The sequence below is a fragment of the Clostridium algifaecis genome (genome assembly GCF_017874415.1).
GTDB classification, from domain to species: Bacteria; Bacillota; Clostridia; order Clostridiales; family Clostridiaceae; genus Clostridium_B; species Clostridium_B algifaecis.
The window spans coordinates 218,446-234,321 of the sequence record NZ_JAGGLM010000001.1 but is presented as its reverse complement, the minus strand read 5'-3'; the positions used below and the strand labels follow the sequence as shown (position 1 = coordinate 234,321).

The 15,876-nt window shown below is 30.3% G+C and carries 15 protein-coding genes and 1 other annotated feature; all 15 genes read right to left on the bottom strand.

Features of this window, described 5'->3' with window-relative positions; all coding sequences use genetic code 11:
• Positions 1–111: 111 nt before the first annotated feature.
• The 15 genes from sigK to J2Z42_RS01105 all read right to left on the bottom strand — a co-directional run bounded on the left by sigK (position 112) and on the right by J2Z42_RS01105 (position 15,757).
• Positions 112–819 (bottom strand): RNA polymerase sporulation sigma factor SigK, encoded by a 708-nt coding sequence (gene sigK / locus J2Z42_RS01175; protein ID WP_209700526.1) that lies wholly within the window; start codon positions 817–819, stop codon positions 112–114.
• Positions 820–889: 70 nt separating this feature from the next.
• Entirely contained in the window at positions 890–2,560 is a 1,671-nt protein-coding gene (locus tag J2Z42_RS01170; RefSeq protein ID WP_209700525.1) for a penicillin-binding transpeptidase domain-containing protein, read from the bottom strand.
• A 69-nt stretch (positions 2,561–2,629) separates the two neighbouring features.
• A complete protein-coding gene (locus J2Z42_RS01165; RefSeq protein ID WP_209700524.1) occupies positions 2,630–3,850 on the bottom strand; it encodes a peptidase U32 family protein in 1,221 nt (406 codons plus the stop codon).
• Position 3,851: 1 nt separating this feature from the next.
• A complete protein-coding gene (locus tag J2Z42_RS01160; protein WP_209700523.1) occupies positions 3,852–4,502 on the bottom strand; it encodes an O-methyltransferase in 651 nt (216 codons plus the stop codon).
• Between the two features lie 14 nt (positions 4,503–4,516).
• Positions 4,517–5,500: an endolytic transglycosylase MltG gene (gene mltG / locus J2Z42_RS01155; protein WP_245331413.1), complete on the bottom strand. Its 984-nt coding sequence runs from the start codon at positions 5,498–5,500 to the stop codon at positions 4,517–4,519.
• Positions 5,501–5,553: 53 nt separating this feature from the next.
• Positions 5,554–7,374, bottom strand: a complete 1,821-nt coding sequence (gene typA / locus J2Z42_RS01150) for a translational GTPase TypA (protein WP_209700522.1) — start codon at positions 7,372–7,374, stop codon at positions 5,554–5,556.
• 182 nt (positions 7,375–7,556) lie between these two features.
• The gene (locus tag J2Z42_RS01145) at positions 7,557–7,916 is read right to left on the bottom strand and encodes a YlbF family regulator (RefSeq protein WP_209700521.1); all 360 of its coding nucleotides are present in this window, start codon (positions 7,914–7,916) and stop codon (positions 7,557–7,559) included.
• Positions 7,917–7,954: 38 nt separating this feature from the next.
• A complete protein-coding gene (locus J2Z42_RS01140) occupies positions 7,955–9,622 on the bottom strand; it encodes a ribonuclease J (protein ID WP_209700520.1) in 1,668 nt (555 codons plus the stop codon).
• Between the two features lie 19 nt (positions 9,623–9,641).
• The gene (locus J2Z42_RS01135; protein ID WP_209700519.1) at positions 9,642–10,106 is read right to left on the bottom strand and encodes a Fur family transcriptional regulator; all 465 of its coding nucleotides are present in this window, start codon (positions 10,104–10,106) and stop codon (positions 9,642–9,644) included.
• Positions 10,107–10,266: 160 nt separating this feature from the next.
• A complete protein-coding gene (locus J2Z42_RS01130; RefSeq protein ID WP_209700518.1) occupies positions 10,267–10,533 on the bottom strand; it encodes a DUF1292 domain-containing protein in 267 nt (88 codons plus the stop codon).
• On the bottom strand, positions 10,533–10,961 hold the full coding sequence (gene ruvX, locus J2Z42_RS01125; RefSeq protein ID WP_209700517.1) for a Holliday junction resolvase RuvX: 429 nt from the start codon (positions 10,959–10,961) through the stop codon (positions 10,533–10,535). Before ruvX ends, J2Z42_RS01130 begins: the two co-directional genes overlap by 1 nt.
• Positions 10,962–11,015: 54 nt before the next feature.
• Positions 11,016–11,267, bottom strand: coding sequence for an IreB family regulatory phosphoprotein (locus J2Z42_RS01120; protein WP_209700516.1), 252 nt, complete (start codon positions 11,265–11,267; stop codon positions 11,016–11,018).
• A 73-nt stretch (positions 11,268–11,340) separates the two neighbouring features.
• On the bottom strand, positions 11,341–13,980 hold the full coding sequence (gene alaS, locus J2Z42_RS01115) for an alanine--tRNA ligase (RefSeq protein ID WP_209700515.1): 2,640 nt from the start codon (positions 13,978–13,980) through the stop codon (positions 11,341–11,343).
• A 61-nt stretch (positions 13,981–14,041) separates the two neighbouring features.
• Positions 14,042–14,216, bottom strand: a binding site (T-box leader).
• A 61-nt stretch (positions 14,217–14,277) separates the two neighbouring features.
• Positions 14,278–15,309 carry an AI-2E family transporter gene (locus tag J2Z42_RS01110; RefSeq protein WP_245331412.1) on the bottom strand — a complete coding sequence of 344 codons (1,032 nt, stop codon included), beginning with the start codon at positions 15,307–15,309 and terminating at the stop codon, positions 14,278–14,280.
• A complete protein-coding gene (locus tag J2Z42_RS01105; protein WP_245331411.1) occupies positions 15,293–15,757 on the bottom strand; it encodes a PRC-barrel domain-containing protein in 465 nt (154 codons plus the stop codon). The genes J2Z42_RS01110 and J2Z42_RS01105 overlap by 17 nt, the downstream gene beginning before the upstream one ends.
• Positions 15,758–15,876: the final 119 nt, after the last annotated feature.

The following is a 15,876-nucleotide window of genomic DNA, read 5'->3' as shown; positions in this document are numbered from 1 at the left end:
GCAACCATTGCAATATTTTATGATTTGATGTATTGATGTATTGATTGGTGTGTAATGTATTACCCTTAGTTATTCGTATAATTTTTATAATATTTTATATGTTTTTTAAGTTTAATTATTATTTTTATCATAATTTAATTCTTTATATAGTTTTTTTAATGCTTTTTTTTCAATTCTAGAAACATAGGATCTTGATATTCCTAAAAGTTTTGCTATCTCCCTTTGTGTTTTTGGTTTAACTTCTGAAAGTCCATACCTCATTTCGATTACACATTTTTCTCTGCTTGTAAGACATGTATTTATTTTTGAATATAATCTTTTTACCTGCATCTTGTGTTCAACGATATCAACTATAGATTCTTCATCACTTCCAAGCACATCCATAAGTGATATCTCATTACCTTCTTTGTCAATTCCTATAGGATCTTGAAGGTAAATCTCATTTTTTATTTTCTTATTATTTCTTATCAGCATAAGTATTTCATTCTCAATACATTTTGCTGCATAAGTTGCAAGTCTGGTGCCTTTTGACTGATCAAACGAATCTATTGCCTTTATTAACCCCACAGTTCCTATGGAAATTAAATCATCTATGTCTTTATTTGGATAAGAATACTTTTTTACGATATGTGCTACCAATCTTAAATTCCTTTCAACTAGAATGCTTTTGGCTAACAGATCCCCTTCCTTTAATTTTTTTAAATAATACTTTTCTTCGTTATCATCCAGAGGTTGAGGAAATGAACTATTATTTGTCACATAGGCAGTCATAAACAACATATTATTAATAATATCTAATAAGCAATTTGTTAAAAACACAGCTGCTCCTCCTATTAGTGCTTATTAATATATTATGAAAATTATCATGGAAAAGTGCCAACAAATTAATTTAATTTTTTTCCAATGTCTGTTTCAAATTTGAAACTATTTCTCTAAAAATAGGAACAGCCGTATTTCCTCCGCTTTCTTTATCTTTATTTATATCCTGAACGAACACTACCATGGAATAATTTTTCCCTCCTAAATTAAAGAATCCTACAAACCATCCATCAGAATGTTCCTGTACGGAATTATCTTTTCCAGAGGCTTCCATTCTCTGAGTACTTCCCGTCTTACCGCCTATTTCTACGTTATCTATATAAGCAGATTTAGCCGTTCCATTTTTTACTACATTTATCATCTGATTTTTCATTTCACTTGCAGTTGATTCCTTTAAAATTTGACTACTTTTGTAATCTACTTTTTTAATTACCTTATTGTCATTGTCAACGTAAGCATCAATTATATGCGGCTGTACATAAACGCCTGAATTTATTACAGTATTTGGTATACTTATAGCTTCAATAGGTGTTATTCTAAGATTTTGCCCTATAGATGCAAGTCCTAGGCTCCCATCTGATGTATTGGGTTTATCTACCTCAAACATTCCATTTTTTTCTTCGTCAAAGCCTAATACCTTTTTAAAAAGCCCATTGTTAGCAGCATTTTTATAAAAGCTTTCAAATCCAACTTTTTTGCCTATTTGAGAAAAAATATCGTTACATGAAATTGCAAGAGCTTCACTTGAATTTAACGTTCCATGATGGGAATCGTCCTTTTTTTCATATGATCCATTGCAGGTGAATTTATCTTCCGGAGATATTTTATTTTCATCAATTCCTGCTTCTTCCACTATAGTTTTAAATATGGAACCCGGAAAAAAGCCATGACTTGTAGATACTCCAATATTAACATTTGGTTTATTATCATCCTTTTGAACAATAGCCCTTATATTTCCGGTATCAGCTTCCATAAGTACTACCCCTATCTGGCTAAAATTCTTGTTTTCATAGTTATTCAATATATTTTTTATGCTATCTTCCATATTTTTATTCAAAGTAAGTCTTACATTTACATTATTTTTTTCTATTTTTTTAGTTTCGCCAATTATATTATTATCAACATCTTTTTCAAAAACGACCTCAGGTTTTTGATTATTTTTTGTTTTATCGTATAATTGCATTTCTATCGAATCCTTAGATTTGCTTGAATTATCTTTAGTTCTATTTTTATTCATAAGCAAATTTTCAATTTTCCATACACCTGTTTTATCAACTGGAGTATATTCATAAGTATAAAATCCTTTTATTCCCTTAAGTTTTTTTAATTTATTATAAGTAGCTCCATCTATTTCATAATACAATTTTTGACTGGTTTTTAAAGTTCCAATCTTTGAAATATCATAGTCCTTATTATAATTTCTAAGAGCATATACCAATGTAAGTATGTTTTCAGATTTTATATTTTCATTATCACGTACAAATATATCCGGACATATTACAGCATAATATTTTTTATTATAATTCAGAAGTTTATTTCCATCTGAATCAAACAAAATAAAATTTGCATCAGTTGTATTTTCTGTATAGGAATATTGAGAATCAGCCATTACACTTAATTTATTGTATTCAGAATGCTGAACTTTAAATACTTTAAATCCAAGAGCAAAAAATACTATAATAAATATTGATACAATAAAATATTGCCTTTTTTTGATTATATTTCTATCTATTTCAAACATATAAAAACACCTCATCTTAGACTAATTTTTGACCAAAATAAGGTGTTTTATTCATTATTTTCTATTTTATTAAATTTTAGCTTTTATCAGCATATCATTCTCTTTTAAATTGCCATCAGTTTCAACTGTAAATATCATCTGAGCTCTAGGTGCCGAATCAATTTTCTTTCCCATATCATCCTTCATATCATTCAAATATATATAGAAATTATCACCCTCAGGACTAAGAACCTCTACTTTATCTCCATCAAATACCTTATTCCTCTGTTCTACAGTAGCTATCTTACTTTCCTCATCATAACTTCTTATTATTCCTACTATATCATAATCTCTTATATAAGAAGAAGTTTCATATATTTGACTATCCGGTTTTCCAAAATAAAATCCTGTAGAATAAACTCTATGGCTTACTTTTAGTAAATTTTCCATCCACTTTTGTTGAAATGAATACTTCTCAGGATTATCAAAATACGAATCTATTGCCTGCCTGTATGATTTCACTACAGCTGCCACATAATACGAGCTCTTCATTCTTCCCTCTATCTTTAGAGAAGTCACACCTGTATCTACAAGTTCAGGTATATGTTCTATCATGCACAAATCTTTAGAGTTAAGTATATATGCACCATTTTCATCTTCAAGTACAGGGAAATATTCACCAGGCCTTTTTTCCTCCATAAGATAATATTTATATCTGCATGGCTGAGCACAGGCTCCTCTATTTGAATCCCTACCTGTCATATAATTTGATATAACACATCTTCCGGAATATGACATACACATTGATCCATGGACAAATACTTCCATTTCACAATCCTCAGGAACTTTTTTCCTTATAGTTTTTATATCCTTAAGCGATAGCTCTCTCGCCATAACTACTCTCTTTATTCCCTGTTTGTGCCAAAATTCAACAGACTTCCAATTGACACTGTTTGCCTGAGTACTTAAGTGTAAATCAAGATCAGGTACAACTTCTTTAGCCGTCATTATTATCCCTGGATCTGATACAAGCATGGCATCTACATTTAATTTATATAACTTTCTTAAATAGTCCTCTAATCCCGTAAAATCTTCATTATGTGGAAATACATTTACAGTTACATATACTTTTCTACCTCTATCATGGGCATACTTTACACCATCTTTTAACTCTTCATCCGTAAAATTATCAGCAAAAGCTCTTAAATTAAGCCTGCTTCCACCCAGATATACTGCATCAGCTCCAAAATTTATTGCTGCTTTTAATTTTTCAATATTACCTGCCGGTGCTAAAAGCTCTGGCTTTTTCATATTAATTCCTCCTAACTGTAACAGAAATTCCATCACCCATAGGTATAATAGAGGTTATAAATTTTTGATTGTCCGACACTAATTCTAAATATTTTCTCATTCTTTTAACTATAGTTATTTTTCTATGAATAACCAAATTATCTGAAGCTACCATTCCTCTAAATAATGCATTGTCTGCTATAATAATTCCATTTTCTTCAAGCAGTCTCAAACAATGAGGTAAAAAATGATTATAGTGGCCCTTTCCTGCATCTATAAATATAATATCATATCTTGAATTTAATTTTGCAAGTTCTTCGAGACAATCTCCCTGTATTACATTTATATTATCTTGAAATCCATATTTTTTTATATTGGATTTTGCCAATTTTACCATATTGAGGTCTCTTTCTATAGTAGTTATATGGCTTTTGTTTTTAGAACTCAAGCTCATAAGTATTGAAGAATAACCAATAGCAGTACCAAGCTCAAGTATGCTCGCAGGTTTTTTTATATTTATCATAAGCTCCAAGAATCTGGCAATCTCCCTATGAATTATAGGTACCGAGTTTTCTTTTGCATAATCCTCTAAAAATTTTAAAACTCCCGAATGTTCTCCAATTAATGATTGAATATATTCATCCATATATTCAAGACTTACACCACTGCCCATCTAATCCTCCAAAATTAATTTCCTTGAGTAAATTGTTTAACTTTTAAAAACTCATTTATGTCACTTGTAAAAAATTGAGTTCCATTATTATTAGATACAAAATAAAGATAATTTGTCTTTTTAGGATTTACAGCTGCTTCAATACATCCTCTTCCAGGATTTGATATAGGCCCCTGTGGAAGTCCTGAGACAATATATGTATTGTATGGTGACTTAAACTTAAGATCCTTATAATAAAGCTTGTTTTTATATTTGTTCATGGAATAAAGTACTGTAGCACATGACTGCAGCTTCATCTTCTTGTTGAGCCTATTATAAAATACAGATGCAGCTTCTCCTCTTTCTTCTGGCTTCTCAACTTCTTTTTCAACTATAGATGCCATAGTTATCATCCTGTCAAGTTCATCATTTGTAAATTTTTTTCCATCTTTCTTTTCAATTTCATCTACAACCTGTGAAAATCTATCAAGCATAGTTTTTATAATATAATCACCACTTGAACCTTTTAAAAACTTATATGTATCAGGAAACAAATATCCTTCTACCAAATACCTTCTTTTTGAATCATTTTTTACAAATGAAGGATACTTATAGCTTTTACAACTTGAAATAAAATCTTCCTTGCTTATTATGCCATCTTTATCCAGTTTAGCAGCTATTTGCTCCACATTATAACCTTCTGGAATTGTTATCTTTACAGGTCTATCATCTATTATCCCACTTTTCATATAATTTATGAACTCACCTAATTTAATATTATTTGAAAATGAATAATTGCCTTTTTTAACTAAAACATTATTATAATTTTTATTTATATACCATTTAAGCAAACTTGCCTTAGATATAATCTTTTTATTTGAAAGATCACCTATAACTTTATTTATATCTTCACTTTTATCAACCGTAAAATTAACTCTACCTTTATTTGAATTAAGGGGATGTGTTATCCCCCTATACTGGTAATATAATACCCCACCTATTATTACAATTAAAGCCAAAACACAGATTAGAAATTTTTTTTCAAATCTTTTTCAACCATAAGTAATCCCCTCTATTTTCTTCTGGCCTTTTTTCTCAAATCAGTATTCAATATTTTTTTTCTCATTCTTATACTTTTTGGTGTAACTTCAACTAGTTCATCAGCTGCTATGAATTCAAGAGATTTTTCAAGACTCATAGGAGTAACTGGAACTAACTTTAATGAATCATCTGCACCAGATGATCTTGTATTTGAAAGATGTTTTTTCTTACATACATTTACTTCTATATCATCTGCTCTTGAACATTCTCCAGCTATCATTCCTTCATATACTTCTACTCCAGGTCCTATAAATAGAATTCCTCTCTCCTGAGCATTAAATAATCCATAAGTTATTGAAACACCAGGATCAAATACAACTAATGATCCTCTACTTCTATCTGGAATTTCGCCTTTATATGGTTCATAGCTATCGAGTACATGGTTCATTATTCCATTTCCCTTAGTATCAGTCATGAATTCATTTCTAAATCCTATAAGACCTCTAGCTGGTATTCTGAATTCAAGTCTTGTGTATCCATTAACAGCAGAAGTCATATTTACCATATCTGCTTTTCTAGGTCCTAGTTTTTCCATAACTACTCCCATAAATTCTTCTGGAACATCAATAGTCAAATATTCAATAGGCTCCATTTTTTTGCCATTTTCTTCTTTAAATATAACTGTTGGCTTTGAAACCTGGAACTCATAACCTTCTCTTCTCATAGTTTCTATAAGGATTGAAAGATGAAGTTCTCCTCTTCCACTTACCTTAAAACAATCTGCAGAATCAGTCTCTTCAACTCGCAGTGAAACATTTGTTTCAAGTTCTTTAAATAATCTATCTCTTAAATGTCTTGAAGTTACAAATTCTCCTTCTTTTCCTGCAAATGGTGAATCATTTGTCATAAAATACATACTAAGTGTTGGTTCATCTATATCAACAAAAGGAAGTGCCTCAGGTGTTGATACATCTGCTATAGTTTCTCCTATATTTATATCAGGAATTCCAGATACAGCTACTATGTCTCCAAGCTTTGCCTCATCTGTTTCTTCCTTTTTAAGTCCAGTATAAACATATAAATTAGTTACTTTTACGTTATCTACTTTTCCATCTTTTCTTATAACTGCAATTGGTTGATTTTTCTTTATGGTTCCTCTTGTTATTTTTCCTACTCCTATTCTTCCTACATACTCATTATGATCTATTGTAGTAACAAGCATTTGAAGTGGTTTATCCAAATATCCCTGTGGAGCTGCAACATTTTTAACTATCATATCAAATAATGGATCCATGTTTACTGCTTCATCATCCATTTCAAGTTTTGCAGTTCCTGCTTTAGCTGAACAATATACAACAGGGAAATCCAATTGTTCATCATTTGCTCCAAGTTCTATAAACAAATCAAATACCTCATCCAGTACTTCATTTGGTCTGGCATTAGGCTTATCTATTTTATTTATAACAACTATTGGATTTAATTTTAACTCAAGTGCCTTTTTTAAAACAAATTTTGTCTGTGGCATAGGTCCCTCATATGCATCAACAAGCAATAATACACTGTCAACCATCTCAAGTACACGTTCTACTTCTCCACCGAAGTCAGCATGTCCTGGTGTATCTACAATATTTATTTTAATTCCATTATGCATAACGGAAGTATTTTTTGAAAGTATAGTTATACCTCTTTCTTTTTCAAGATCATTGGAATCCATAACTCTCTCTTCAACTTTTTCATTTGTTCTAAATACATGGCTTTGTTTAAGAAGCGCATCTACCAATGTGGTTTTGCCGTGATCTACGTGGGCAATTATTGCCACATTTCTTATATCATTTCTTGTAAATAAACTCATTATTATTCCTCCAATTTTATACTTAAACTTATCCAATGAATCAATTTTTAACAATCACTCAAAAAAATTGGATACTTTTTAGTACCCAATCAAAGTTAACATATTTATTTTAATATCATAGTCTAAAAAAGTCAACTTACACAAACTTAGTTTAACGGTTTTCATATATATTTAACTCTTAATTACTTATTTGCTTTGTCTTCTCCAAAAGAAAAATCTATACCTATGGCATCATTCAGCACTTTTAATATTTTTTGCCACATTATAGTAAACTTTTGTTCTGATTGTATATATTCATTTACAGACGGATTTGCTGATATTACGGAGCCAATATCCTTGAACTTTTTCATAGTTTCCTCTGATACTTTTCCATATTTCATATTTTCTGAATATGCATCCATCTGTATTTTTCTGAAGTCTTCCAGTATTTTCTGATTAGTTTTATTATCTACTATTTTTTTGCTTGCTTTTCTTAAATTTAAAACTTCTTCTGATTTTTTCAATTCTTCAGCAAGCTCATTTGCTTTGTCATATATATTCATTTAAATTGTCCTTTCTATGAAAAATTATATAAAAGAATTTATATTTCCATAATTATTGGAAGTATCATAGGCTTTCTTTTAGTTTTTTCATATAAAAATACTCTCAGTACATCCTTTACATTTGATTTTATATTTGCCCATTCAGTTATATGTTTTTCCTGACAATCATCTAGAACCCCTTTAACAAGATCCTTTGCATGTTCCATTAAATCTTCGGATTCTCTAACATATACAAATCCTCTTGAAATTATATCTGGTCCTGCGATAACATTTCCACTTTCTTTTTCAATTGTAACTACAACTGTAAGTATTCCATCCTGAGATAGGTGCTTTCTATCTCTGAGAACTATGTTACCTACATCTCCAACTCCAAGTCCATCAACAAATACCTGACCTGAAGCTACAATACCACTTTTTCTTATAGAATCCCGTGTAAGTTCTATAACATCTCCATTATCAGCTATAACAATATGCTTAGATGGGAGACCAAGCTTCATTGCCAAATCTGCATGCTGCTTCAAATGCCTATATTCACCATGAACAGGCATGAAAAATTTAGGTTTTACAAGTGTATGAACTAGCTTCAGTTCTTCCTGACAGGCATGACCTGAAACATGAACATCTGCCAATGCTTCATATATTACTTCTGCACCCTTTTTAAATAATTGGTTTATCACCCTTGATATTAATTTCTCATTTCCTGGAATAGCACTAGCTGAAATTATTATTCTGTCTCCAGGTATTATAGTTACTTTTTTGTGTTCTGAACTTGCCATCCTAGAAAGCGCAGACATTGGTTCTCCCTGGCTTCCTGTGGTTATTATCACCAGTCTATTGTTTGGGTATTTATTAATATTGTCAATATTTATAAGTGTATTTTTATTAACATCAATATATCCAAGTTTTACGGCTACATCCATTATATTTTCCATGCTTCTTCCAGATACAGCAACTTTTCTATCATATTTTTCAGCTGCCGTTATTATCTGTTGAATTCTATGAATATTAGAAGCAAATGTAGCAACTATTATTCTATTTTTTGCAGTAGTAAAAAATTTCTGAAAAGTTTCTCCTACCGTTCTCTCTGACATAGTATATCCAGGTCTCTCAACATTTGTACTGTCTGCAAGCATGAGCAGTACACCTTTTTTACCGAGTTCCGCAAATCTAGCCAAATCAATTATACTTCCATCAATAGGTGTATAATCAATTTTAAAATCTCCCGTATGAAGTATTACCCCCACTGGAGTGTGTATAGCTATTGCTGTTGAATCAGCTATACTATGACTGGTTCTTATAAATTCCACTGACATACTGTCAAGTTTTATAACATCTCTTGGTTTTACACATTCAAGTTTTACCTTGTTTAACAACCCATGTTCCTTTAATTTTGTTTCTATTATTCCAAGAGTCAATTTTGTTCCATAAACCGGCACATTTATTTCTTTTAATACATATGGAAGGGCTCCTATATGATCCTCATGTCCATGAGTCAAAAATATACCTCTTACCCTTTCAATATTCTTTTTGAGATAAGTAATATCCGGTATAACTAAATCTATTCCAAGCATTTCTTCATCCGGGAATTTAAGCCCGCAATCTATTACTATGATATCATTTTTATATTCTATGACCGTCATATTCTTACCTATCTCACCTAATCCACCTAGTGGAATAACCTTTACTTTATCTTTTTCTTTACGCAAAAAGATCCTCCTTCCTTTTCTATACTTTTTTCGATTTTTCTAAACATTCACTGCATATTCCGTAAAACTTTAGACTATGATTTAAAATTTTAAAATTATATTTACTTTCTATTTGACTTTCCAGACCTTCTAAGAGCTTATCTGGTACTTCAATTATCCTGGAACATCTGGTACATATAAGATGATGATGCTGGTGTATTTCTTGTTCATGAATTATTTCATACCTGCTGCATCCATCATCCAAATCAAGTTTACATACAACTCCAATGTCCTCCAATAATTGAACTGTTCTATATACTGTTGCCAATCCTATTTCTGGGCAATCTTTTTTCACTAAATCATATATTTCTTCTGTAGTAAGATGCTTACCTTCATTTTTTATTATTATATCAACTATAGCCCGTCTTTGAGGTGTAAGTTTATAACCTTTTTCCTTTAAACTATTTTTTAATCTTTCTATTTCTCCAGACGAAAGCTTTGACATTATAATACCCCGTTTCAATTAAATTTAAATAAAATATATATTATCATACTTAGTTTAATACTATAAAAAGTAATAGTCAATTGAAACTCATTTAATATCAAAATTAAAGGCTATGAAATCATAGCCTTTAATTTTGATATTAATTAATGAGAGTATTACACTAATTCTGAATATCATCTTCAAAAAGCTTTTCATAAACTTTGTTTACAGCAGTAAACTCTTCATCATCTTCTACTGTAACAAGTATATCATTCCCATCTAAATCTTTATCTATTCTAAGTGCTATGGCTTCCTTAGATTTTCTGTTGTTTATTGGAATTACAATCAAATATTCATTATCTTCTATATCAAATTTAGTAACTACTTCAAATTCTAAGTCTTGCCCATTCTCATCTTTAAGGACTATATTTTTCAAATCATTTTTCATTATCTATCCACTCCACTTACATAAATACTATCCAAATATCCCTGCAATATATAAGTAGCCGCTAATTTATCAACTATTTTTTTTCTTTTCGCCCTCGACAAATCTGCCTCAAGCATTGCTCTATTTGCTGCTACAGTAGTCAGTCTCTCATCCCACATTTTTATTGGAATTTTAATTTTTTCATATATAAAGTCACAAAAATCCATTACTTTTTCACTTTGAGGTCCAAGTGTCCCATTCATATTTTTTGGAAGTCCCGATATAATTAATTCTACATTATAATCACTGCATATTTTACTTAATTCATCTATATCCTTATCTCTGCTCTTTCTTCTTATAGTTGTAATTCCCTGAGCTGTAATTCCAAGTGGATCGCTGATAGCTACACCAATAGTCCTATCTCCTATATCCAGTCCAAGTATCCTCATTATTTTCTCCTAAATTTTATTATATTTAAAATAAAAATGTCCTGGCGGACACTTTTATTTTATGTCTAAATAAGATTTTAATACTTCTTCTAGTATTTCATCTCTTTCAAGCTTTCTAACTAATGATCTTGCTCCATTATAATTAGTTATATAAGTTGGATCACCGGAAATCAAATATCCAACAAGCTGATTTACCGGATTATATCCTTTTTCAATTAGCGAATCATAAACTTCAGTCAATATTTCCTTAGTTAAAGCCTTCTTGCTCTCAGAAATATCAAACTGAATAGTATTATCGTCACTCATTCATATCACCCCGCTAATAATTATCTAATACTTGTAATAAATATATTATAAAACATATTTTATAAAATGTATACTACTTAACCTGTTTCTGTACAATCGATAAAACACTATTTACTGCTTCTTTTAACTTTTCAGGTAGTTTTCCTCCTGCTTGAGCCATATCAGGTCTTCCACCGCCGCCGCCGCCGCAAACAGCCGCAGCCTCTTTTATTATCTTTCCACAGTGAATTCCTTCTTTTACAGCAGACTTAGATGCCATTGCAATCAATTTAACCTTTCCATCTATGCTGCTGCCTAAAACTACAATTGACTTTTCATACTTATCTCTTATTTTATCTGCTAAATCCCTAAGTGCATTCCCATCTATATCATTAAGTACTCCTGTAAACAACTTGATATCACCTATATTTTTTTCACTTTTCAATATCTCATCTTCAGAATTTCCTGCCAGCTTTGATTTAAGTTCTTCTATTTCTTTATTTTTTTCCTTAACTTCTGCAGAAAGTATATCTAATTTATGTTCTATTTCCTTTTCTGAACATTTAAGCTTATCTGATATGTCTTTTATTATACCACTTTTAGCCTGTATATATTCAATAGCACTTTTCCCAGTAACTGCCTCTATTCTCCTTATACCAGCTGCAATTCCCGACTCAGAAACTATTTTAAATAATCCAATTTCGCCTGAATTTCTAACATGTGTTCCTCCACAAAGTTCACGGCTAAACTCTCCTACGGAAACAACTCTTACCATATCACTGTACTTGTCATCAAATAAAGCTACAGCTCCACTTTTTTTTGCATCATCCAAAGACATTATATCAGTTTTAACGTCTATAGCTTTCATTATATTTTCATTTACCAATTTTTCTATTTCTATCAATTTGTCATAACTTACAGCTTCAAAATGATTAAAATCAAACCTAAGTCTAAATTCATCTACATAAGAACCTGATTGATGAACGTGATTTCCAAGTACCTTTCTTAATGACTCATCCAGAAGATGTGTAGCAGTATGATTTTTTCTTATGTCATTTCTTCTATCCTCGTTGACAATCAAATCAACTGTGTCATTTAAGGAAATCTCTCCCGAAATCACCCTGACAAAATGCATTATTTTGCCAGCAACATTATTTTTGCAGTCTAGAACTTCAGCTTTAAAGTGGTCATTAGACATAATTCCCTTGTCGCCTATCTGTCCTCCCATTTCAGCATAAAACGGAGTGCTTTCTGCAACTATAACTCCAGAATCACCCTGGCTTAAACTGGATACCATTTCTTCATCTTTTACAATAACTTTTATTTTTGAAGTTAATTTTAAATCAGTGTAACCTTTAAACTCAGTATTTATATCAAGTGGAATCTTATTTAATATGGTGTCTTCAGCTCCCATATAATTTGTTTCTTCCCTTGCTGCCCTAGCTCTTTCCTTCTGCTTTTTCATCTCTTCATTGAATTCTTTTAAATCTACAGTATTATTGTCCCTTTCAAGTACTTCACTTGTAAGCTCTATTGGGAATCCATAAGTGTCATATAATTTGAATGCTTTACTTCCATCAAGCACCTTGTTTCCATTCTTCTTCATATCTTCCATGTAGGAATTAAGTATTTCCATTCCACTGTCTATGGTTTCTGAAAATCTCTCCTCCTCAAGTCTTATAACTTTCTTTATATAATCTTTCTTTTCCTTTAATTCAGGATAATTTTCGCAAGAATTATTTATTACAACATCAGTTAAATTACATAAAAATGATTTTTTTATGCCAAGTGCCTTTCCATGAAGGGCAGCTCTCCTTAGTAACCTTCTTAATACATATCCACGGCCTTCATTCGATGGAAGTATTCCATCACTTATCATGAAAGTAATACTTCTTATATGATCAGTTATAACTCTTAGGGATATATCTTTACTATTATCCTTTCCATACTCAGCATTTGAAACTCTGCTTACTTCCTTGAGTATCTGCTGTATAGTATCAACTTCAAATATACTGTTCTTTCCCTGCATAACTGTTGCAATTCTTTCAAGTCCCATACCTGTATCTATATTAGGATTTGGAAGCTTGTTATAATTTCCTTCTTCATCTCTATCAAACTGTGTAAATACCAGATTCCAAAGCTCAACTACCCTGTCTTCATCTCCAGCTTTTACAAACTCTTCAGCACTAGTAAGATTAAGTCCTTCCTTGTCATAATGTATTTCAGAACAAGGACCACATGGACCTGCACCATGTTCCCAGAAATTGTCTTCTTTTCCGAGCCTGAATATTCTAGAAGGATTCATATCAGTTTTTTTAGTCCATATGTCATAGGCTTCATCATCATCTAAATATATAGTAACATATAGTCTGTCCTTTGGAAGTTTTAAAACCTCTGTTATGAATTCCCATGCCCATGGTATTACTTCGTTTTTAAAATAATCTCCAAACGAAAAATTTCCAAGCATTTCAAAAAAAGTACCATGTCTTGAAGTTTTTCCTACGTTTTCAATATCACCAGTTCTTATGCACTTCTGGCAAGTTGTAACTCTCTTTCTTGGTGGAACTTGAAGTCCTGTAAAATATGGTTTAAGAGGTGCCATACCGGCATTTATGAGAAGTAAACTTTTATCATGTTTTGGAACCAGTGAAAAACTTGGCAATCTTAAATGTCCCTTACTTTCAAAAAAGCTTAAATACATCTCTCTTATTTGATTTAAACCTAAATTTTCCATTTATACGTCTCTCCTTATTTTATATGTATAAGTATCACAAAATAAAAAAAGCCTGCATCCCTAAAGGGACGAAAGCTATAATTCCGTGGTACCACCCTAATTACATAAAATTAAATTTATGTCTCTTTAAATTCCAGAACTCCTGGATAGCTTCAATATATCCTGTAAGAAGTTTTCACCATCCACTTCCTCTCTTTATAAAAAATATATTTACTCATTCCAATCATTGCCCTTATATTTGATTACTATAAAATTATAAATAAAATAAACCATTATGTCAATATTGACATCCTCAAATCAAAATATGTAATAACTCAAATCTCTATAAATTATTTTTATTACGGCACCAAGCGGTACTGCTATTACCATTCCTAAAATTCCTGCCGCTTTGTCTCCTATCAAAAGAAGAAAGATTACAGTAAGAGGATGCATACTTATACTATCTCCTGTTATTTTTGGACACAATATATTTCCTTCAATCTGCTGTAGAATATAAAGGACTATTGCTACTTCAAGTGCAGTTTTAGGTGAATTTATAAACGCTACAAATATAGCAGGAATTGCTCCAAATATGGGTCCAAAATATGGAATTATATTAAAAAATGCATTTATAAATGCTAAGACAAATGGGAAATCAACTTTTAAAACTATCAATATTATAAGTGTAGCTATTCCAACAATAAAACTTAAAATTAACTGGCTAACTATGTATCTTCCAAGTATTTTGTCTATATGGCAGCTTATTTTACTGGCTATAAGCCTTCTATTCACTGGAAACACATTTAATAAAATATGCATTATGTATTTGCTGTCTGCTAGAAAATAATACACTATTATTGGAATTATAATTGCATATATGAGTATATTGCTGAAATTCATAGCTAAATTGCATATTTTACTAAAAATTTCTATAATAACATTGTGAATTTTATAATGCAAATTATTAGTTAGTATGTATAAAATTCCTGTATTTTTAGCTGGTCTTAAACTAAAATAAATATTGTCAACCAAATTTTGTATATCACCTAAAGCATTTTTTATGCCTATATTTTGTTTAAAAAAATATGGTATGGCTGTTAAAAAACCTCCCAGCAGTATTAATATAATTGTGAGAATTACTATTAAAGCTGACAGTGACTCATCAATTCCCATATTCATCATTTTTATTTGAAACGGCTTTAATGTATATGTTATTAAAAGTGATATAATAATTATACAAATCAATTCCTTAAATGTATTATTTTTTGAAATAAGTGTAATGATTACAGCTACTGCTAAAAATATTAGTATATACTTTAATATTTTTTTTTTGCTAATTTTCATATTCATTTATCTTTTCCTCTTCATCTATATAATTTCTGTATAAAATATTTTTATCTCCTAAAATCAATTTTTTTGCAGAAAGTATCTTTCTTCCATAAAGCATGTCATAAAGCAGACCACTTGATATAATAAACGCTTTTATATAAAAACTATTTTCATAAAATATAACATCTTCTATTTTTCCAATTACATTTTGATTTTTATCTACAACATCCATAATTCTTATATCGTGAAATTTCAAAGCTTCATCTTTGCTGAACTTATCTGAGATAACAACAGGATTTAAGCTCAAAATATCATTTTTGTATATGTTTGTATCTTTTTTTAATATACTATTAGAAATAACATTAAATCCCTTTATTAACTTTAAATTAAAATCTATAACTAAATCGCCTACGAAGCCTATATTTTTCCCATTTAAATCAATAACTTCCTTAAAAATAAAATCTCTCATTCTATACAAGCTATCACCCTGTTACATTTTAAATTATATTATCTAAATTAATTTTCCCAATAAATAAAAAAATATAACTCCCTATAAAATCAATAAGAGTTATATTTTATAATTTTAAA

Bases quoted from the DNA above. Each gene is read 5' to 3' on its own strand.
- J2Z42_RS01170 (WP_209700525.1), bottom strand. From the start codon at position 2,560: ATGTTTGAAATAGATAGAAATATAATCAAAAAAAGGCAATATTTTATT.
- J2Z42_RS01165 (WP_209700524.1), bottom strand. From the start codon at position 3,850: ATGAAAAAGCCAGAGCTTTTAGCACCGGCAGGTAATATTGAAAAATTA.
- J2Z42_RS01160 (WP_209700523.1), bottom strand. From the start codon at position 4,502: ATGGGCAGTGGTGTAAGTCTTGAATATATGGATGAATATATTCAATCA.
- typA (WP_209700522.1), bottom strand. From the start codon at position 7,374: ATGAGTTTATTTACAAGAAATGATATAAGAAATGTGGCAATAATTGCC.
- J2Z42_RS01145 (WP_209700521.1), bottom strand. From the start codon at position 7,916: ATGAATATATATGACAAAGCAAATGAGCTTGCTGAAGAATTGAAAAAA.
- J2Z42_RS01135 (WP_209700519.1), bottom strand. From the start codon at position 10,106: ATGTCAAAGCTTTCGTCTGGAGAAATAGAAAGATTAAAAAATAGTTTA.
- J2Z42_RS01130 (WP_209700518.1), bottom strand. From the start codon at position 10,533: ATGAAAAATGATTTGAAAAATATAGTCCTTAAAGATGAGAATGGGCAA.
- ruvX (WP_209700517.1), bottom strand. From the start codon at position 10,961: ATGAGGATACTTGGACTGGATATAGGAGATAGGACTATTGGTGTAGCT.
- J2Z42_RS01120 (WP_209700516.1), bottom strand. From the start codon at position 11,267: ATGAGTGACGATAATACTATTCAGTTTGATATTTCTGAGAGCAAGAAG.
- alaS (WP_209700515.1), bottom strand. From the start codon at position 13,980: ATGGAAAATTTAGGTTTAAATCAAATAAGAGAGATGTATTTAAGCTTT.
- J2Z42_RS01110 (WP_245331412.1), bottom strand. From the start codon at position 15,309: ATGAATATGAAAATTAGCAAAAAAAAAATATTAAAGTATATACTAATA.
- J2Z42_RS01105 (WP_245331411.1), bottom strand. From the start codon at position 15,757: ATGAGAGATTTTATTTTTAAGGAAGTTATTGATTTAAATGGGAAAAAT.